A 19,577-nucleotide genomic window follows, 5' to 3' on the forward strand; every position below is an offset into this window, starting at 1 on the left:
TCATGACAACATTCCAACGCTTGCCGAACAGGTTTCGCGTGTGCCCATGCAGCCTGGCTGCTACCTTTGGAAAGATGCCAAGGGCGATGTCATTTACGTTGGCAAGGCTAAAAATCTGCGCTCGCGCATGCGTCAATATGTGACGCTGCAGGACGAGCGCCAAAAGATTCCACTGATGATGCAGCTGGTTGCGAGCTTTGACTATATCGTTGTCGAGAACGAGCACGAGGCGCTGGTGCTCGAGCGCAACCTGATCGGTCAATACCATCCGTACTTTAATGTCGACCTTAAGGACGATAAGAGCTATCCCTTTATCGCTATCACCAAGAGTGATCTGTTCCCAGCTATTAAATATACTCGTGAGCGTCATAAGCCGGGAACGCGTTATTTTGGTCCCTATACCGACAGCCGCGCGGCGCGCGAGACCATTGATACGCTGCGCAAGGTAATCCCGATCTGCTCGGCTTCTTGTGCGGAATGGCGTCGATGCCGCCGTATCGTCGAGTCCCACAAGGGCGAAGAAGATATCGTCAATATGATTTGCGCTCAAAACGGGCGTCCTTGCTTTGACTTCCATGTTGGCCGCGGCCCGGGGGCATGCGTCGGTGCGATCTCTCCAGCCGACTATGCTAAAAACGTTAAACGCGTCGAGCGATTTTTGTCGGGCCATCGTAAAGATGTCGTTGATGAGCTTACATCCGAGATGACGGACGCCGCCGAAGCGCTCGATTTTGAGCGGGCGGCGCGCGTCAAGCGTCGCTTGGAAGTTATTAGGGGCTTGGACGACCGACAGCAGGTCGTTTTTCCGTCGAGTGTCGATCTCGATGTGATTGGTTTCTATCGAGAAGAGACCATTTCGGCCGCCTGCGTGTTTGTTGTGCGCGAGGGGCGAACGGTTCGAACCTGTGAGTTCATTCTCGATAAGGGCCTGGATGTCGATGAAGAGGAGCTTCAGTCGGGCTTTCTCAAGCGCTATTACGACGAGACGGCTGATATTCCAGCCGAGGTGAACCTTTCCGTCGAGCTTGAGGATGCGGAGGCGCTAGGGGAGTGGCTTTCGGACAAGCGCGAGCGTTCCTGTCATCTCCATAGGCCTCAGCGCGGCGAAAAACACCGGTTGCTCGATATGGCATCTAAAAATGCGCGTCATGCCCTCATGCGTTATATGATGCGCACGGGATACGCCGACGATCGCACCAATCGAGCACTCCTGGAGCTTGAGAGCGCCTTGGCGCTACCTGCGCCGCCAATGCGAATCGAGTGCTTCGATATCTCTACGCTTCATGGCACCTTTACGGTCGCCTCGATGGTGGTGTTTACCAACGGCCACGCCGACAAGAGCCAATACCGCCGCTTTAAAATCCAGGCCGAATTGGACGAGGCGAACGACTTCGTTTCGATGTCCGAGGTTTTGGGGCGTCGCTATGCTCCCGAGCGGATGACCGACGAACGTTTTGGCTCGCGCCCCGATTTGCTCGTTGTCGACGGCGGCAAGCCGCAATTGACGGCTGCAATTAAGCAACTTGAGGCCCTTGGGCTCGATATACCAGTTTGTGGTTTGGCAAAGGCCGATGAGGAGGTTTTCGTGCCTTGGGACGAGACTCCTGTCGTGCTTCCGACCGGGTCTGCGTCGCTCTATCTCATCAAGCAGGTGCGCGACGAATCGCACCGTTTTGCCATCACGTTCCATCGCGAATTGCGCGATAAAGCCATGACGGTCTCGGTACTCGATGACGTTCCAGGCGTGGGACCCACTAGAAAACGTGCAATTATGCGCCATTTTGGCTCGATGAAGCGGTTGCGCGCGGCGAGTGAGCAAGAGATCGCGGAAGTTCGCGGCATACCTGCCGATGTTGCCAAGGCGGTCCACGAGGCGCTCGTTGCATGGAATGCCGAGCGCGCCGAGGCCGCGGCTGGCCATTCCGATAGCTAAACACGAGCATAAACAACTGATATACATGATTGCGCGATTTTCAACCATTTATTTCGCCATGATTGCCTGCTGGTTTCGGGTTTTATTAACGCTAAAACGTTTGACTAACCCAAGCGAAAACCCTGCTATCCTGCGGGTTGACGAAGACTGATATCTCACCTCGCCGATACATACTGTCTGCTGTATCGTTTGTCAACGAATTCGGTGAACGGTAGTAAATACCGTTCAAGCGTATGTATGTATCGGTCGCCGAGCGCGGCACCTCAGTTGGGTTTGTCGGTAGGTAAGGTATATATCGTCCGCAAGTTGCGCGGGGGCAAGTTTAGGTGCTCCCGGGTAAGATTCTCTATTGATAGGAGAAGACATGGCCATCATCAATAAGGGTATGTCCAGGCGTTCGTTCCTCGGCCTCACCGGCAGCGTCGCTGCTGTCGCCGGCTTTGGTCTCACTGGCTGCGGTGGCAGCTCTAGCGACGAGGGTTCCGCTCCCGCCGATTCCGCCAACCGTGGCGGCGGCGTGATCACCGCCGGTTCCGCTTACGCTCCGTCCAGCTTCGACCCCGCCAGCACCGGCTCCGCCGTGGGCCTGGGCGCTAACTGGCACGTCGTCGAGGGCCTCTACGGCATCGATTACCACGACTACAGCACTTTCAACGAGCTCGCCACCGATGATCCCAAGTCCGTGGACGACACCACCTTCGAGGTCACCATCCGCAAGGGCGCCAAATTCTCCGATGGCACCGAGGTTACCGCTGACGACGTCGTCGCCTCCTACACCGCTTGCGCCGCTTCTGCCACCTACGCTCCGTTCTTCCAGCCTTTCGAGTCCATCGAGGCCAAGGATGCCAGCACCGTGACGGTCAAGACCAAGGTCCCCAACTTCTCCCTGCTCAAGGATCGTCTGGCCATTATTCGCGTTACTCCTGCCGCCCAGAGCGAGGAGGATCGCGCCAAGCAGCCGATCGGCTCCGGCCCCTGGATGTACGATTCTATCTCCGATACCGAGATCACCCTGGTTCCCAACCCCGAGTACAACGGTGAGTATGCTGCCGAGGATAAGAAGATCCAGTACAGCATCCTGACCGACCCCACCGCTCGCGTCACCGCTCAGCAGGAAGGCTCCACGCTCGTCATGGAGCTCGTTACCGCTGACGCCGTCGACCAGCTCGAGGGCGCCGGCTGCAAGATCGACAACGTCCAGGGCTTCGGCACCCGCTTCATCATGTTCAACGTCGCCAAGGAGCCTTGGAACGACGTCAAGGTCCGTCAGGCTGTCATGTATGCGCTCGACACCGAGAAGATGATCAGCAACACCTTCGCCGGCCTTGCTACCGCTGCCAGCTGCTACCTGCCCAAGAGCTTCACCAACTATCATGAGGCCTCCACGGTGTACAAGACCGACGCCAAGAAGGCCAAGAAGCTTATCGAGGAGTCCGGTATCACCCCGGGCGCCATTACCCTGCGCACCACTGATAACGAGCAGATCAAGGGTATGGCTGCCCAGGTCAAGAACGACCTCGACGCTCTCGGCTTCGATGTGACCATCCAGACCGATACCTCGCCGGCCACCTATGCTGCCATCGACGGCGGCGAGGCCTACGATATCCTCCTTGCCCCTGGCGATCCTTCCTGCTTCGGCGCAGACCCCGACCTGCTGCTCAACTGGTGGTACGGCGACAACGTCTGGATGCAGACCCGTTGCCCGTGGAAGGAGTCCGCTGAGTGGCAGAAGCTCCACGGCCTTATGGACGAGGCTCTTGCCGCCGAGGGCGACGAGCAGCAGAAGAAGTGGAACGAGTGCTTCGACATCATCGCCGAAAACGCCGTTCTGTACCCCGTTGTCCACGTTAAGACCGTCTCCGCTTCCTGGAACGATCCGTCCACTGCGCCCAACGGCGAGGCCCTCGATGGCTTCAAGGGCATCGGCACGACGAGCATGTCCTTTAAGGGTGTCGCGACCGTCAAGGCGTAAGACTCGCTTGAGTCTATATGCAGGATGTCGGCCGTTGGGACCGTATCCTCATAGTTGAAACAAAGACCCGGGCGGCAACGATGTCGCTCGGGTCTTGTAATGAGTGTCCGTACTCATATACCAGTTGGTCCTACCGACAAAAGAAAGGGGAGAGAACGTGAACAACTTTCTACGTTTGATTGGAAGGCGTCTCGTGGCGCTGCCGATCATGGCATTGGGCGTCACCGTCCTGGTGTTCTTCCTTATGTCGTTCTCCAAGACCGACCCCGCCTACACGGCGTTGGGTGACGGTGCCTCGCCCGAGGCGGTTGCCGAGTACCATGAGAAGTATGGTCTGGACGACCCCTGGCCCGTGCGCTACGTGCGCTATATGGGCAATTTGATCCATGGCGACATGGGCACCTATGGTGCTGCTCGCAACTCCGTTGCCAAGCGCATCTCCACGGCCCTACCCGTCACGATGCAGCTGACCTTCATCGGTCTTGCCATCGGTGCGGTCGTATCGTTTTTGCTCGGCGTCATCGCGGCACTGTATCGCGATAAATGGCCGGACCAAGTGATCCGCGTCTTTTCCATCGCCGGCTTGGCAACCCCGTCGTTCTGGCTTGCCGTTCTGTTGATCCTGCTGTTCTCTTCCTACCTTAAGGTACTCCCGGCATCGGGCGCCCTGCCGCACTTCACCACGAATCCGGCTGGCTATCTGGGACGCATGATCATGCCCGCCATCGCCTTGGCGTTTCCGCTGACGGGTCAGATGACTCGTATCGTGCGTACCGCCATGGTCGAGGAGCTCGACAAGGACTATGTCCGTATGGCTCGCGGCGCCGGCGTTCCCGAGAAGGTCGTCGTCGGCATCAACGTTCTTCGCAACGCGCTGATCACCCCGGTCACCACCCTCGGTCTTAAGATTGGCTATCTCATGGGCGGCGCCGTCGTCATCGAGGTCATCTTCAACCTCCCCGGCATGGGTACTGCGATCCTGCAGGGCGTTCAGGGCAACGAGGCGAACCTGGTTCAGGGCGTCGTCATCGTCGTTGCTCTTGCCTTCATCATCATCAACATCGTGGTTGACATGCTCTACCTGCTCATCAACCCGCGCATCAGGACGGTGTAGATTATGGTAAAGATTCGAGAGAAGCAAACCGAGCAGCTCGAGAAGGCTGCCTCCAAGGGGCTCAAGCTCGGTGGCTGGAAGAAGATGACGCTGTCTTCTAAGATTGCCGCCATCGTGCTGGTGCTGGTCGCCCTGACTGCGATTCTTGCCCCCCTGCTTGCCCCCTATAGCCCGGTCGAGATCTTTACGGCTCGCCAGGCTCCCGGCAACGGGTTTATCTTCGGAACCGACGACAAGGGCCGTGACATCCTTTCGCGTATGCTCTACGGTGGTCGTTACTCGCTGATCATCGGCTTTGGTGCTACCGCTATGGCTCTGGTCTGTGGCTCCGTTGTCGGTGCTCTTGCTGCGGTTTCGCGCAAGGCCGTCTCCGAGACGATTATGCGCATCCTGGACATCATCATGTCTGTCCCGGGTATCGCCCTCGCAGCCGTCTTCGTTTCCATCCTGGGCAACTCCGTGCCGTCGATTATCTTTGCGATCGGCTTTATGTACACCCCGCAGATCGCCCGTATCGTGCGCGCCAACATCGTATCCGAGTACGGTGAGGACTATGTCCGCGCGGTCATCGTCTCCGGCGCCAAGGCTCCGTGGATTCTGATCAAGCACGTTCTTCGTAACTGCATTGCCCCGATCATGGTCTTCACCGTCACCCTGGTCGCCGACGCTATCATCTTCGAGGCTTCGCTGACCTTTATCGGCGCTGGCATCCAGGAGCCCACTGCTACGTGGGGCAACATCCTCGCCGACGCCCGCGGTGGCGTGCTCGCCGGTCGTTGGTGGCAGGCGCTGTTCCCGGGTCTGGCCATCATGATCACCTGCCTGGCGCTCAACATCCTCTCTGAGGGCATTACCGACGCTATGGCCGCTGCTCCTTCCGCCGCTCTGGATCCGACCGATTCCTCCAAGCGCCGCGAGGCCGACCTGCTGGTCTCCGACCCCGTTCGCGCCTACAAGGAGCAGGCCCAGTCCCTGTCCGCCCGTCTTGGCGCCCTGCGCGATGTCGAGCTCAAGCGTAACGACCGCCATGTGCCCGATGAGTCCGTTGAGCCGATTCTTTCGGTCCGCGATTTCTGCATCCAGTTTGAGCACCACGGTGATATCAACGTGGTCGACCATGTCAACTTTGACGTCCGTCCCGGCCAGACCATGGGCCTGGTAGGCGAGTCCGGCTGCGGTAAGTCCATCACCACGCTGGCCATCATGGGCCTGACCGATGAGGACGAGCATCTTTCCGGCGAGGTCCTCTGGGAGGGTCGTGACCTGCTCAAGATGAGCAAGAAGGAGTGGTTCGGCCTGCGCGGTACCGATATCGCCATGGTCTATCAGGACGCCCTGTCCTCGCTCAACCCCTCTATGCTCATCTCCGCCCAGATGAAGCAGCTCACCAAGCGCGGCGGCACCCGCAGCGCCGAGGAGCTCCTGGAGCTCGTCGGCCTCGATCCCAAGCGCACGCTCGAGAGCTATCCGCACGAGCTTTCCGGTGGACAGCGTCAGCGCGTTCTGATCGCTATGGCCCTTACCCGCGACCCCAAGCTGGTCATCTGCGACGAGCCCACGACCGCTCTGGACGTTACCGTCCAAAAGCAGGTCATTAAGCTGCTCAACGATCTTCAGGCCAAGCTCGGCTTTGCCATGATCTTCGTTTCGCATGACCTGGCGTTGGTCGCCGAGGTCGCCCATAACATCACGGTTATGTACGCCGGTCAGGTTATCGAGCAGGCGCCCACCAAGGAGCTGCTCACCAACCCGATTCACGAGTACACCCGCGGTCTTCTGGGTTCCGTTCTGTCCATCGAGAGCGGTTCGGGTCGCCTGCACCAGGTGCCCGGCGCCGTCCCCAGCCCGCGCGATTTCCCCAAGGGCGATCGCTTCGCGCCCCGCTCAAGCCATCCGCACATCGGCCTGGACACCCGTCCGGTCTTCAAGCGCGTGCCCGGCACCGAGCACTTCTATTCCGAGCTCCCCGATGAGGTGCTCAAGGCAAATGGTTTGACCCCTCATGCGGAGGTGATGTAGATGAGCGAGACTGCGGTCAACGGCGTCGAGCCGATTATCTTCCTTGACGATGTCCACGTCACCTTTAGGACCCGTACCGGTTCGATCCTGCACCCCAATCTGGTTCATGCCGTCCAAGGCGTGACCATTAAGCTCATGCCCGGTCAGACGATCGGCATCGTCGGCGAGTCCGGTTGCGGCAAGTCCACCACTGCTAATGTCATGTGCGGCCTGCAGGCCCCCACGAGTGGCAAGGTCTACTTTAAGGGCAAGGACGTCACCAAGCGTACTGCCGAGGATCGTCGTCACATGGGCCGCGTCATCTCGGTCGTGTTCCAGAACCCCGCGACGGCACTCAACCCTCGCATGGTCGTTCGTGAGCAGCTGCTCGATCCCATGCGCGTCCACAACCTGGGTACCGAGGCCGAGCAGGAGAAGCGCGTTAAGGAACTCCTGGAGCTCACCGGTCTGCCCAGCTCTGCCGCCGAGGTTCTTCCCGGCCAGCTTTCGGGCGGTCAGCGCCAGCGCGTGGCAATTGCCCGTGCCCTGTCGTTGAACCCTGACGCCATCATCGCCGACGAGCCCACCTCGGCTCTGGACGTTTCGGTCCGCGCGCAGATCCTCAACCTGTTGACCGATCTTAAGAAGGAACTCGGCCTGGCCATGGTGTTCATTAGCCATGACATCCAGACGGTCCGCTACATCTCTGACGACATCATCGTCATGAACGGCGGCAAGATCGTCGAGCAGGGCGAGGCCAAGCAGGTCTTCCAGAACCCGCAGGACCCCTACACCAAGATGCTGCTCGGTGCTGCGCCGTCGCTGCTGCACCCCAAGCTTGGCGTGTCGGTTCGCTTTCCCCACGGTGCGCCCGGCTCCCTTGCCGGGCGCACCCTCGTTGCGATTTCGAAAGGTTGGGTTCACGAGCCATGCCAAGCGCTCAGGAGCTACAACAGCAATTTGGTGGTTATCGGGGCGCCATGCCTCGTCCATCAGATTTCGATCTCTTTTGGAACGACCGCATGGCCGAGGCTGACGCCGTCGAGATCGACTATGCGGTTGAGGCGGCATCGATTGCCGATACTGCGACCTGCCAGTTTTTTGACCTCTGGTATACCGGCATGTGTGGCGCCCGCCTGCATGCCAAGTATCTCAAGCCGGTTTCGGACGAGTCCGTGCCGCTGGTGCTACAGTTCCACGGCTATCCGGGCGCAAGCCGCAGCTGGTTCGAGCAGGCGTCGTTTGCGGGTATGGGCATGGCACTTGTCGCCCTCGACTGCCCCGGTCAGGGTGGCCCCTCCGAGGATATTGGTGGATTTGAAGGCGCAACGGTTGCCGGGCATATCGTTGCCGGTATCGACGGCGACCCGGCCAATCTCTACTACGTACGCTTGCATCAGGATATCCGCATTCTGTGCCGCATTGTTCGCGAGCTCGAGGGCATCGATCTTGCCCGCGTTTTTGTGAACGGTGCGTCGCAGGGCGGTGGCTTGGGCATTGCGACCTGCGCGCTTAACAGCGAGCTTATCAATCGTGCCGCCATCCTCTATCCTTTCCTGTCGGATTTCCGCCTGGTCTGGGATTTGGATGCCGACGACATTGCCTACGAGGGCCTGCGCTATTGGTCTCGCTGGTTTGACGAGGACTCGACTTGTATTGACGAAGCCTATGCCAAGCTGGCGTATTTCGATTCCAAGAACTTTGCCCCCATGGTCAAATGCCCCGTGCTGTTTGGCACGGGAACGGCCGATATCGTCTGTCCACCGGCGACGCAGTTTGCGGTCTACAACAACCTGACCTGTGAGAAGCGCCATGAGTTCTTTGAGGGTTTTGGCCACGAGGAGATTCAGGATTTTGACGATCTGATTATTCCGTTTTTCTGCAAGGAAGGGGAGGCTCATGTCTAAGTGCGAGAGCAATGTCAATGAGCTGATTGACCCCGAGCTTGCGGGGATCTCTGGGACGGTTTCGTCAAGGCTCTCCGATTTCCGTGATTGGCGCGGCGATGCTTTGGCGGATGTTTCCGAGTTGGAGGCAGCCGCTTCGGACCTTGAGGTTTGCGGACTGACTGTCACGGCGATTGATTTCGCCAATCCGTGCGCGCGTTACTCCGAGGTTTCCTTTGAACTTGCCGGGGAAGTCGTACACGGCCGTTTGATTGAGCCCTCAGGTTGTGCCCGGGCATCCGAGCTTGTGCCGCTATGCCTGATGTTTCACGACATCGACCGACCCGTACGTGGATGGCATCACATGACGAGGTTTGCCGCCATGGGATATGCCGTGCTTGCGCTGGACGACGATGTGATTGGGCTCAGCGAGCTGCAGCAGGGGGTTACCTCGCCCGTTTTTGTTGAACGCGTCCGCTGGGGCTGTGCAATGGCAAAGGTCGCGCGCAATCTTGACGGCATGGACCCCGACCGCATCTTTGCATGGGGCGAGGGCCTTGGCGGTGGAGTCGCGCTGGCGGTTTCTGCTCTGGACGAGCGGGGCCTTGCCTGCACGGCGGTTGCCAATCCGCTTCCCGGTGGCCTCGAAGCGCTGTCGTCTCGGGTGCGCGGATCGGTACTTATGGGTACATCGCTCATGGATGCCGTGAGCGATCCCAAGGGCCAGTTTGCCGTATTCAACGGTCTTGAGTGTGACCGGAGGCATATTATCTATGCCAAATATGCTCACGAACGCATCAATGCGTTCGAAAACGAAGTCGTCGACTTCTTTAACCAAGCGTTCTACCTGTGTTCTTTGGCCTAGACGGCCTGGACACTGCCAACAAGAGTGGGCGGCATAGGGCCACCCGCCAGACAACTAAGGAGATTCTTGTGGCAACTCAGAAATTCACCGGCGTTATTCCTCCCGTCGTTGTTCCCGATACCGAAGATCACCAGCTCGACGTTGCCTCCTTTGAGCGCAGCATCAACCGCATGATCGACGCCGGCGTCGATGGCCTGTTTTTCCTGGGCTCTTCGGGTGAGGTCGTTTTCTCCACCGACGAGCGTCGTCGACAGATCATCGCCGAGGCCGTTCGAATCGTCGACCACCGCGTTCCTGTTCTGGTCGGCATCATCGATACCGAGACCGAGCGCATGATTGAGCACGGTAAGGTTGCTCAGGAGCTGGGCGCCGATGCGCTCGTTGCCACCTGCCCGTTCTATGCCCTGCAGGGCATGACCGAGGTCGAGGAGCATTTCCGCATCCTGCATGAGGAGCTCGACCTGCCCATCTTTGCCTATGACATTCCCGTGTGCGTTCACACCAAGCTCCCCTGGAAGCTCCTTGCAAAGCTCGGCGCCGAGGGCGTCCTTGCTGGCGTCAAGGATTCCTCGGGTGACGACGTCTCGTTCCGCTACCTCGTTCAGGAGAACGAGAAGAACGGCCATCCGATGAGCATCCTCACCGGCCATGAGGTCGTCGTCGACGGTGCCTACCTTGGTGGCGCCGACGGCTCTGTCCCGGGTCTCGCCAACGTTGAGCCCGAGGGCTACGTGCGTCAGTGGAAGGCCGCTCAGGCTGGTGACTGGGCTACCGTCAAAGCCGAGCAGGATCGCCTCAATGAGATTTCGCACATCTGGGACGTCACCTCGGGCGTCCAGGGCTATGCCGGTGGCGTTGGCGCCTTCAAGACCGCTATGAACCTCATGGGCATTTTCGACAGCCCGACCATGCCGCGCCCGGTGAAGGCCATGACCGGCGAGAACGTCGAGGCGATTAGGAAGGTCCTCCAGGACAACGGCCTCCTGTAAAGCTTTCCCGGGCACCCGATCTTGGGGCTCAAGCGATCGAGCGTGACCCATTAGGTCAATGCCCGACCGCTTTCACCCCAACCCCGGGCACTCGGGAAGCCTTTAGCAAGCTGCGGCGATAACACCGCCTTTATTTCCTGTAGTTGTTTTTATCTCCTAAGGAGAGCGACATGGAGAACAAGTACATCTGCTCCGTTGATATCGGTGGCACCAAGATTGCGACCGCCATTATGGAATATCCGGCTGATGGCGGCGTGCCCCATCCCGTATTTGAGGCTGAGGTTCCCACCGAGGCCCAAGAGGGCGGTGAGGCCGTCTTCCAGCGTATCGAGGCGTCCATCAAGGCCGCTCTCGAGGCGAATCCCGATGTCGAGGTCCTTGGCGTCGGTATCGGTGCCGCTGGCGTCGTCGATCCCAAGACGGGCGCCATCGCGTATGCCAACGAGATCATGCCCGGCTGGTCCGGCGTTCAGTTGGGGCCGCGTCTGCGCGAGGACCTCGGTCTTCCCGTTGCCGTTGTAGGCGACGTGCAGGCTCATGCTCTGGGTGAGGCCCATTGGGGCGTCGGCAAGGGCAAGTTCTCCGTCTTGTGTCTGGGCATCGGCACGGGTATCGGAGGCGCATATGTCGAGAACGGCCGCGTGATGCAGGGCTTCCATGGTGCTGCCGGCCATATGGGCCACATCGAGTGCTCGGCTGCCGCCGGCATTCCCTGCGCCTGCGGGCGTTCCGGCCATCTGGAGTCGGTGGCTTCGGGTACGTCGATTGGGCGCATGTACGACGAGCGCTTCGGTCGTGTTGACCCCAGTCGTCCCTCGGTTGGCCGCGACGTGAACGACCTGTGCCGCGTGGGTGACGCAAAGGCGACCGAGGTCATCCACGATGCCGGCTTTGCATTGGGCGCTAGCTTGGGCTCGCTCGCCAACATTCTGGATCCAGAGGTCATCGTGCTTTCGGGTGGCGTAATTCACCAGGGACCCGATTGGCGTTCGCAGACGTGGAAGGATTCGGTACACGAGGGCTATGCCAGCCAAGCGCTCGATCCGCTTCAGGACACGCCGATCCTCATCGGTTCTCTGGAGGGCGACGCACCGCTTATCGGTGCCGCCGAGCATCTTCTTGCCTCGTTAAAGTAAACGTATCTGCTGTAGGAGCCTCCCGAGACGACACGCCTCGGGAGGCTGTTCTGAGAAAGGTTATAGCCTTATGACCGTCGATCCTTTAATTCAATCCCTGAAGGGTAAGCTCATCGTGAGCGTTCAGGCGTATATGGGCGAGCCGCTTCGTACGCCCGAGACCATGGCTCAAATGTCTCGCGCTTGCGAACTCGGAGGCGCCGCCGCCATTCGTTGCCAGGGCCTTGCCGACATTGCTGCCATTAAGGGTCGTTGTGAGGTTCCTGTTATCGGCCTGTGGAAGGATGGACACGAGGGCGTTTACATCACGCCGACGCTGCGTCACGCCCGCGCCTGCGTTGCTGCCGGTGCCGACATCGTGGCGATTGATGCCACCGATCGTCCGCGCCCCGATGGCAAGTCGCTCGAGGACACTTTTCGTCCGCTGCACGAGGAGGGCGTGCTTCTGATGGCGGACTGCGCCACGATCGAGGATATCCGCCGCGCGGTCGACATGGGCTTCGATTTGGTTTCCACTACGCTTTCGCATGGCGTCGCCGCCATCGATTGCACCATGGCAGACGGCCCCGACCTGCCGCTTTTGCGCCAGGCAACCGAGGAGTTCCCCGGTCTTCCCATTATTTGCGAGGGTCGTGTGCATACGCCTGAGGAGGCTCGCGCCGCGATTGACGCCGGCGCCTGGGCCGTTGTCGTTGGCACTGCCATTACGCACCCCACAAGTATTACGAGTTGGTTCAAGGCTGCGCTTGAGGCGTAAGACGGGCCTCGTATCCGCTTGGGGCGGTATACTCAACTAAGGCAATTGATCGCGCGGGATCCGCTGGCCGGGTCCTGCGCTTATTTTAGGAGGCAGCACATGCAAAAGGGAGATGCCATGGATGCGGCGGAGCGCACGGAGCGCATCCCCGATATCGTCATCATCACCGGAATGTCCGGATCGGGCCGAACGCAAGCCATGCATGTGTTTGAGGACATGGGCTATTTTTGTATCGACAACCTGCCTCCGCGCCTGATTGCGCAGCTCGCAGAGCTCGTTGGCATCAATACGGGTGTGGGTAGACATCTTGCTGTTACCTGTGACCTTCGCAGCCAAGGCCTGTTTGATGAGCTGCTTGACGCCGTTGCCGCCTTGGAAGAGCGCGAGATGAGCTGTGACATTGTGTTTCTCGATGCATCTGATGAGGTGCTGATTCGCCGCTACAGCGAAAACCGCCGCCGCCATCCCATTGCGAAGCCGGGGGAGACTACGGCCGACGCCATCCAGCGCGAGCGTTTACAACTCCAGGGCGTGCGCGACCGAGCCGATATGATCATCGATACGAGCCGCCTTCGTACCTCTGCTTTACGCAATAAGCTGCGTGCGGCTTTTTCAGAGCTGTCCGACCAGCAGCTCATGGACGTCCACGTCTTCTCATTTGGCTTTAAGCATGGTATGCCCGTCGAGGCAGACATCATGATCGATGTTCGCTTCCTACCTAATCCATTCTACGACCCCGAGATGCGCACGTTGACCGGCCTCGATAAGAAGGTCTCCGACTTTGTCCTGGACCATCCCAAGACGCAGGAGTTCTGGAAGGTTTGGACGCAGTTGCTCGATACGGTCATGCCGGGTTATATCGCGGAGGGCAAGCCGCAGCTTTCCATTGCCATCGGCTGTACGGGCGGCCAGCACCGCAGCGTTGCCATTGCAGAGGCTACGGCCCGATACCTGGAAGGTGCTCAGTATCACGTGAGCATTTCTCACCGCGACTTGTCGCGTGCCAATACGAAAGCATAGGTTTGAATGTCGTTTACCGCCGAGGTGCGTGACGAGCTTGCGCGCTGCGAACCCGAATGTGAATATTGCGATCTGTCGACACTTGCCGCTCTTACACGTGTGAGTGGCACGCTTTCGCTGGCGGGCTCTGGTCGGTACCGTTTGACGGTTGCGACCGAGACGGGTGCCGTTGCACGCACGATGATTACGCTGACGCACCGCATCCTCAAGCTCAAAACGGAGTTTACCGTTCGCAAGTCGGTCTTGCATAAGGTGCGAAACTATCTCATCACCTTGCCCGACCAGCCCGACCTCGATAAGGCTTTGGTTCTGCTGGGCATTCTCGACCGCAGGGGAGGGCTCGTCGCCGGTGTGCCGCGCCATATCGTCGCCCGGCCCTGCTGCAGGCTCGCCTACATTCGCGGCGCTTTGATTGCCGGCGGCTTTGTGGCAGACCCGCGTGGCGATTTTCACCTGGAGATTGCGGTGCAGGGCGAACAATACGCCAAGGGGCTTTGCGACCTGTTGGAGCAGGTCGGGGTTCATGCACGCGTCAACGCCCGGCGAGGATCATATGCCGTGTACATCAAGAGCGCCGAGGAGATTGAGCATTTGCTCAAATTGATTGGTGCCAAGCGCAGCGTTGCCGAAATCGAGGAAGCCCGTGCGGTCAAGTTGGTGAAAAACGACGTAAATCGTCGCGTGAATGCTGAGCTGGCCAACCAGACGAGAAGCGCCGGCGCTGCCCAGCATCAGCTCGCGCTTATCGAGGAGCTTGAGCGACGCGGCATGCGCGATGTGCTCCCGGATGCCTTGGCGGCCTTTTGTGACTTACGTGAGCGCTATCCCGATCTCTCACTGCGAGATTTGGGGGAGATGGCCGACCCTCCTTTGTCAAAGTCGGCCCTATATCACCGTGTTTTGCGTCTTGAAAAGCTCATTGAAGCGAACAGGTAGTTTAAAGCGGCAGTTTATATAGTACTTGAACTGCTGTTTTATGCTTTAAAACGTTTTAAAGCAAATTTGATTTTCAATTTCGAGCATTCTCGTGAAATTCAAGTCAAAAAAAAGGTATATTAGGCGAGTGGTTAGTTTGTGGGCCTCAACGGCGGGCGCTGTAGCTTGCGGGGGCCTTACGAAAGGAGACACAATGGCAGTAAAGGTTGCTATTAACGGCTTCGGTCGCATCGGTCGTCTGGCCTTCCGTCAGATGTTCGGTCATGAGGGCTCCGAGATCGTCGCTATCAACGACCTCACCTCTCCCGATATGCTCGCTTACCTGCTGAAGTACGACTCCACGCAGGGCAACTATGCTCGCGATCACGAGGTCGTCGCTGGCGAGGATTCCATCACCGTTGACGGCAAGGAGATCAAGATCTACAAGGAGGCCGACGCCAACAACCTGCCTTGGGGCGACCTCGACGTCGACGTCGTTCTCGAGTGCACTGGCTTCTACACCAGCAAGGCTAAGGCTCAGGCCCACATCAACGCTGGTGCCAAGAAGGTCGTCATCTCCGCTCCGGCCGGCAGCGATCTGCCCACCATCGTGTACAACGTCAACCATGAGACGCTGACCGCTGAGGACAACATCATCTCCGCTGCTTCCTGCACCACCAACTGCCTCGCCCCGATGGCCAAGGGTCTGAACGACTTCGCTCCCATCGTGTCCGGCATCATGACCACCATTCACGCCTGGACTGGCGACCAGATGCCGCTCGACGGCCCGCAGCGCAAGGGCAACAAGCGTCGTAGCCGCGCCTGCGCCGTCAACATCGTCCCCAACACCACCGGTGCTGCCAAGGCTATCGGCCTGGTTCTCCCCGAGCTCAACGGTAAGCTCATCGGTGCCGCCCAGCGCGTCCCGACGCCGACCGGCTCCCTCACCAACCTCTACGCTGTCGTTGACAAGAAGGTTACCGCCGACGAGGTCAACGCCGCTATGAAGGCCTACGCTGCCACCATCTCCGAGACCTTCGCTTACAACGAGGACGACATCGTCTCCACCGATATCATCGGCGAGACCCATGGCTCCATCTTCGACGCCACTCAGACCATGTGCTCTGACCTCGGCAACGGCCAGACCCTCGTTCAGGTTACCTCTTGGTACGACAACGAGAACTCCTACACCTCTCAGATGGTCCGCACCATCAAGTACTTCGAGAAGTTCGTTGCTTAATTTGGCTTTTAGCGAATAGCTCGTTGAGCGTCTAAAAAAGGGCGCGGCCTTATAGGGCTTACACCCTAAGGTCGCGCCCTTTTTATAAGAAATCGTCTGCCGTAATGGGAGGCAGACACGTACGAAAGGTAGAAGCAAACATGGCCTTTACCAAGAAGACCGTCCGCGACATCGATGTCGACGGCAAGCGCGTTCTCGTCCGCGTTGACTTCAACGTGCCTATCAAGGATGGCGTCGTTGGCGACACCACCCGTATCAAGGCTGCCCTGCCCACCATCAACTATCTCGTTGAGCACAATGCTCGCGTTATCCTCATGAGCCACCTCGGCCGTCCCGAGGGCACCGGCTTCCAGCCCGAGCTTTCCCTCGAGCCCGTCGCCAAGAAGCTCGCCGAGCTCTCTGGTCTCGATGTTGCTTTTGTCGCCGACACTTATGGCGAGAAGGCCGCCGAGGCCGTCGCCGCCGTCGAGCCGGGCAAGGTCCTCGTTCTCGAGAACGTCCGTTTTGACAAGCGTGAGAAGAAGAACGATCCTGAGATCGCCAAGACCCTCGCTTCCTATGGCGACGTCTTCGTCCTCGACGCCTTCGGTACCGCTCACCGCGCCCAGGGTTCTGTCGTGGGTCCCGCCGCTTACCTGCCCGCAGTCGCTGGCTTCCTTCTGGAGAAGGAGGTCGACACGCTGACCGGTATCTTCGCCGAGCCCGAGCGTCCCTTCGTCGCCATCGTCGGCGGTTCCAAGGTTTCCTCCAAGATCGGCGTTCTCGATCACCTTATCGACTCCGCCGACACCCTGATTATCGGTGGCGGCATGGCCTATACCTTCTTCCTGGCTCAGGGCATGACCGTCGGTCAGTCCCTCAAGGAAGAGGACTGGGTCGAGCGCGCTGGCGAGATGCTCAAGAAGGCCGAGGAGAAGGGCGTCAAGATCCTGCTCCCCATCGACAACCGTGTTGCCGACCACTTTGGCGAGGACGCTGTCCCCGAGGTTGTCGCTTCCGACGCTATCCCCGACGACCGTGAGGGCATGGACATCGGCCCCAAGACCGAGGAGCTCTACGCCGAGGCCGTCAAGGGCGCCAAGACCGTATTCTGGAATGGCCCCATGGGCGTCTTTGAGTTCGACAACTTCGCTCACGGCACCCAGGCTATCGCCGAGGCCGTCGCCGAGGCTGATTGCACCTCGATCATCGGTGGTGGCGATTCCGTCGCAGCCGTCAACAAGTTTAACCTGGCCGACAAGATGAGCTGGATCTCCACCGGCGGTGGCGCTTCCATGGAGCTCGTCGAGGGTAAGGCCCTGCCCGGAGTGGAGGCGCTTCTCGATGCCTAATCGCACCCTTCTTATCGCTGGTAACTGGAAGATGAACAACGACGTCGCCGAGGCTGCCAAGCTCGCCGACGAGCTGGCCCAGGCTCTGCCCGAGGTTCCGGCTGGCGTCGAGGTGCTCGTCTGCCCTCCGACCATCGACATTACTACGGTTCATGACCGCATTCAGGCTGCCCCCATCGCCCTCGGTGCACAGAACGTGTACTGGGAGGCCAAGGGTGCCTTCACCGGTGAGTCCTCTTGCGACATGCTCAAGTCCGCTGGCTGCACCTACTGCATCATCGGCCACTCCGAGCGTCGTGACTACTTCCACGAGACCGATGAGGACCAGAACAAGAAGGCTAAGGCTCTCGTTGCCGCCGGTCTTGTTCCCGTCTTCTGCTGCGGTGAGTCCCTTGAGGTTCGCGAGGCCGGCACCTATGTCGAGCATGTCGTGAACCAGGTCAAGGCTGGTCTCGAGGGTCTTGAGATCACCTGCCCCAAGCAGGTCGTCGTCGCCTACGAGCCCATCTGGGCCATCGGCACCGGCAAGACCGCTACCGCCGAGGACGCTCAGGAGGTCTGCGGCGCTATCCGTGAGACCCTCAAGGAGATGTTCGGCGAGGAGCTCGCCAACGGCATCCGCGTTCTTTATGGTGGCTCCGCCAAGCCCGCCAACATCGCTGAGCTTGTTGCCAAGCCCGACGTTGACGGCGCCCTCGTGGGCGGCGCTTCGCTCAAGGCTGCCGACTTCGCCTCTATGGTCGTCAAGGCAGGCGAGTAGGGTATATGGCACAGCGTCATCTTCCTGCACTCCTAATCATCATGGATGGCTGCGGCTTGGCTCCGGCCGACGGCGAGAACGCCGTCGCTGCCGCCAAGACGCCCTTCCTCGATAGCCTGTACGAGAAGTATCCTCACACCACGCTCGGTGCTTCGGGCGAGGACGTGGGCCTTCCCGACGGCCAGATGGGCAACTCCGAGGTGGGTCACCTCAACATCGGTGCCGGCCGCATCGTGTTTCAGGAGCTTTCGCGCATCAACAACGCCATCAAGGACGGCTCCATCGCCAAGAACGAGGTTTTCGTCAAGGCTATGGATGACGTCAAGGCCGAGGGCAAGACCCTGCACCTCATGGGCCTCATGAGCCCCGGCGGTGTTCATTCTCACATGAACCATGTCGAGGCCCTGGTCAAGATGGCTGCCCAGTATGGCATTAAGACCGTTCGCGTTCACGCCTTTATGGATGGCCGCGACGTCGATCCGCAGTCCGGTGCCGGCTACATGAGCGAGTTCTGCGCCTTCCTGGCCAAGATCTCCGAGGAGACTGGTTGCGACGCTCGCGTTGCTACCGTCTCGGGCCGTTATTGGGCCATGGACCGCGACAACCGTTGGGAGCGCATCGAGCGCGCCTACGACGTCATGGTCAATGCGTCCGATGCCGATACCGACCCCGTTGCCGGTATCAAGGCCTACTACGAGAAGGATCCGCGCGGCGATGAGTTCGTTGAGCCGTTCGCTGCCCACAACGAGGGCATCCACGAGGGCGACGCGGCCATCTTCTTCAACTTCCGTCCCGACCGCGCTCGTCAGATGACCCGCGTGTTCACGGACAAGGAGTTCGACGGCTTTGAGCGCGAGCAGATCAAGCTCTCGCACTTTGTGACGATGACCGAATACGATCCGACGTTTGACGTCGAGGTCGCCTTCCCCAAGACGTTCCCCGAGAACGTTCTGGCCGACGTTATCGCAGCCAATGGCCTGAAGCAGCTGCACACCGCCGAGACCGAGAAGTACGCCCACGTGACGTTCTTCCTTAACGGCGGCATCGAGGAGCCCAAGGAAGGCGAGGAGCGCGTGCTCGTCGCTTCCCCCAAGGTTGCTACCTACGATTTGCAGCCCGAGATGAGCGCTCCCGAGGTTACCGAGAAGCTCGTCGCTGCCATCAACGAGGATCGCGCTGATTTCTACATCGTGAACTTCGCGAACTGCGATATGGTTGGTCACACCGGTGTCTTTGACGCGGCCGTTAAGGCCGTCGAGGCTGTTGACGATGCCCTGTCCAAGGTTGTCCCGGTGATTCTCGCTAAGGGCGGCTTTGCGCTGATTACCGCCGACCACGGCAACGCCGATCACATGTTTGACGTTGCTTCCGACGGTTCCAAGCATCCGTTTACGGCTCACACCACCAACCGCGTGCCGTTCATCATCGTTGATGAGAAGGCACAGCTCACCGGTATCGAGGACGGTCGACTTTCCGATATCGCCCCGACTATGCTCACCATGGCTGGTCTGGAGCCTTCCGCCGAGATGACGGGCCGCGTGCTCGCGACCGAGGCCTAAGAGAAAACGCCAAGCGTTTCTTTGCAAGGGGGTTGACCATATTCGGGCAACCCCCTTTTTGGTATTTCTGCCATTTCTACCTCGTCCCCAAATGGCAGGTGG

The 19,577-nt window shown here is 59.5% G+C and carries 15 protein-coding genes and 1 pseudogene; all 16 read left to right on the forward strand.

What is annotated here, in order from left to right:
* Positions 1–46: 46 nt before the first annotated feature.
* The 16 genes and pseudogenes from uvrC (at position 47) to gpmI (ending at position 19,475) form a co-directional block, all read left to right on the forward strand.
* Positions 47–1,933 carry an excinuclease ABC subunit UvrC gene (gene uvrC / locus ACTQWD_RS06930; protein WP_154517564.1) on the forward strand — a complete coding sequence of 629 codons (1,887 nt, stop codon included), beginning with the start codon at positions 47–49 and terminating at the stop codon, positions 1,931–1,933.
* 364 nt (positions 1,934–2,297) lie between these two features.
* On the forward strand, positions 2,298–3,905 hold the full coding sequence (locus tag ACTQWD_RS06935; protein ID WP_441559611.1) for an ABC transporter substrate-binding protein: 1,608 nt from the start codon (positions 2,298–2,300) through the stop codon (positions 3,903–3,905).
* A 157-nt stretch (positions 3,906–4,062) separates the two neighbouring features.
* Positions 4,063–5,019 (forward strand): ABC transporter permease, encoded by a 957-nt coding sequence (locus tag ACTQWD_RS06940; protein ID WP_370450641.1) that lies wholly within the window; start codon positions 4,063–4,065, stop codon positions 5,017–5,019.
* Between the two features lie 3 nt (positions 5,020–5,022).
* Positions 5,023–7,038: a dipeptide/oligopeptide/nickel ABC transporter permease/ATP-binding protein gene (locus ACTQWD_RS06945; RefSeq protein ID WP_154517511.1), complete on the forward strand. Its 2,016-nt coding sequence runs from the start codon at positions 5,023–5,025 to the stop codon at positions 7,036–7,038.
* Positions 7,039–7,860: pseudogene (locus tag ACTQWD_RS06950) on the forward strand (ABC transporter ATP-binding protein); the annotation flags it as partial.
* Between the two features lie 137 nt (positions 7,861–7,997).
* Positions 7,998–8,924: an acetylxylan esterase gene (locus ACTQWD_RS06955; protein WP_441559612.1), complete on the forward strand. Its 927-nt coding sequence runs from the start codon at positions 7,998–8,000 to the stop codon at positions 8,922–8,924.
* The gene (locus tag ACTQWD_RS06960; RefSeq protein ID WP_427795962.1) at positions 8,917–9,768 is read left to right on the forward strand and encodes an acetylxylan esterase; all 852 of its coding nucleotides are present in this window, start codon (positions 8,917–8,919) and stop codon (positions 9,766–9,768) included. The genes ACTQWD_RS06955 and ACTQWD_RS06960 overlap by 8 nt, the downstream gene beginning before the upstream one ends.
* Positions 9,769–9,836: 68 nt before the next feature.
* Complete coding sequence (locus ACTQWD_RS06965; protein WP_427718650.1) at positions 9,837–10,757, forward strand: dihydrodipicolinate synthase family protein; 921 nt, start codon at positions 9,837–9,839, stop codon at positions 10,755–10,757.
* A 170-nt stretch (positions 10,758–10,927) separates the two neighbouring features.
* On the forward strand, positions 10,928–11,893 hold the full coding sequence (locus ACTQWD_RS06970; protein WP_441559613.1) for an ROK family protein: 966 nt from the start codon (positions 10,928–10,930) through the stop codon (positions 11,891–11,893).
* A gap of 70 nt (positions 11,894–11,963) precedes the next feature.
* Positions 11,964–12,650 (forward strand): N-acetylmannosamine-6-phosphate 2-epimerase, encoded by a 687-nt coding sequence (locus tag ACTQWD_RS06975; RefSeq protein WP_154517496.1) that lies wholly within the window; start codon positions 11,964–11,966, stop codon positions 12,648–12,650.
* A gap of 99 nt (positions 12,651–12,749) precedes the next feature.
* Entirely contained in the window at positions 12,750–13,670 is a 921-nt protein-coding gene (gene rapZ, locus ACTQWD_RS06980; protein WP_427718645.1) for an RNase adapter RapZ, read from the forward strand.
* Positions 13,671–13,676: 6 nt separating this feature from the next.
* Positions 13,677–14,606, forward strand: a complete 930-nt coding sequence (gene whiA / locus ACTQWD_RS06985; RefSeq protein ID WP_154517461.1) for a DNA-binding protein WhiA — start codon at positions 13,677–13,679, stop codon at positions 14,604–14,606.
* 193 nt (positions 14,607–14,799) lie between these two features.
* Positions 14,800–15,825 (forward strand): type I glyceraldehyde-3-phosphate dehydrogenase, encoded by a 1,026-nt coding sequence (gene gap / locus ACTQWD_RS06990; RefSeq protein ID WP_154517458.1) that lies wholly within the window; start codon positions 14,800–14,802, stop codon positions 15,823–15,825.
* 140 nt (positions 15,826–15,965) lie between these two features.
* Positions 15,966–17,156 carry a phosphoglycerate kinase gene (locus ACTQWD_RS06995; protein ID WP_304212190.1) on the forward strand — a complete coding sequence of 397 codons (1,191 nt, stop codon included), beginning with the start codon at positions 15,966–15,968 and terminating at the stop codon, positions 17,154–17,156.
* The gene (tpiA, locus tag ACTQWD_RS07000; protein ID WP_154517452.1) at positions 17,149–17,916 is read left to right on the forward strand and encodes a triose-phosphate isomerase; all 768 of its coding nucleotides are present in this window, start codon (positions 17,149–17,151) and stop codon (positions 17,914–17,916) included. The genes ACTQWD_RS06995 and tpiA overlap by 8 nt, the downstream gene beginning before the upstream one ends.
* Positions 17,917–17,921: 5 nt before the next feature.
* Positions 17,922–19,475, forward strand: coding sequence for a 2,3-bisphosphoglycerate-independent phosphoglycerate mutase (gene gpmI / locus ACTQWD_RS07005; protein WP_441559614.1), 1,554 nt, complete (start codon positions 17,922–17,924; stop codon positions 19,473–19,475).
* Positions 19,476–19,577 lie beyond the last annotated feature (102 nt).

Origin of the sequence: Collinsella sp. LCP19S3_B6 (genome assembly GCF_052121815.1) — a bacterium.
Taxonomy (GTDB): Bacteria; Actinomycetota; Coriobacteriia; order Coriobacteriales; family Coriobacteriaceae; genus Collinsella.

Excerpts from the sequence above, each read along its gene's own strand:
- uvrC (WP_154517564.1), top strand. The coding sequence starts at position 47 with ATGCAGCCTGGCTGCTACCTTTGGAAAGATGCCAAGGGCGATGTCATT.
- ACTQWD_RS06935 (WP_441559611.1), top strand. The coding sequence starts at position 2,298 with ATGGCCATCATCAATAAGGGTATGTCCAGGCGTTCGTTCCTCGGCCTC.
- ACTQWD_RS06945 (WP_154517511.1), top strand. The coding sequence starts at position 5,023 with ATGGTAAAGATTCGAGAGAAGCAAACCGAGCAGCTCGAGAAGGCTGCC.
- ACTQWD_RS06955 (WP_441559612.1), top strand. The coding sequence starts at position 7,998 with ATGCCTCGTCCATCAGATTTCGATCTCTTTTGGAACGACCGCATGGCC.
- ACTQWD_RS06960 (WP_427795962.1), top strand. The coding sequence starts at position 8,917 with ATGTCTAAGTGCGAGAGCAATGTCAATGAGCTGATTGACCCCGAGCTT.
- ACTQWD_RS06970 (WP_441559613.1), top strand. The coding sequence starts at position 10,928 with ATGGAGAACAAGTACATCTGCTCCGTTGATATCGGTGGCACCAAGATT.
- ACTQWD_RS06975 (WP_154517496.1), top strand. The coding sequence starts at position 11,964 with ATGACCGTCGATCCTTTAATTCAATCCCTGAAGGGTAAGCTCATCGTG.
- rapZ (WP_427718645.1), top strand. The coding sequence starts at position 12,750 with ATGCAAAAGGGAGATGCCATGGATGCGGCGGAGCGCACGGAGCGCATC.
- whiA (WP_154517461.1), top strand. The coding sequence starts at position 13,677 with ATGTCGTTTACCGCCGAGGTGCGTGACGAGCTTGCGCGCTGCGAACCC.
- gap (WP_154517458.1), top strand. The coding sequence starts at position 14,800 with ATGGCAGTAAAGGTTGCTATTAACGGCTTCGGTCGCATCGGTCGTCTG.
- ACTQWD_RS06995 (WP_304212190.1), top strand. The coding sequence starts at position 15,966 with ATGGCCTTTACCAAGAAGACCGTCCGCGACATCGATGTCGACGGCAAG.
- tpiA (WP_154517452.1), top strand. The coding sequence starts at position 17,149 with ATGCCTAATCGCACCCTTCTTATCGCTGGTAACTGGAAGATGAACAAC.
- gpmI (WP_441559614.1), top strand. The coding sequence starts at position 17,922 with ATGGCACAGCGTCATCTTCCTGCACTCCTAATCATCATGGATGGCTGC.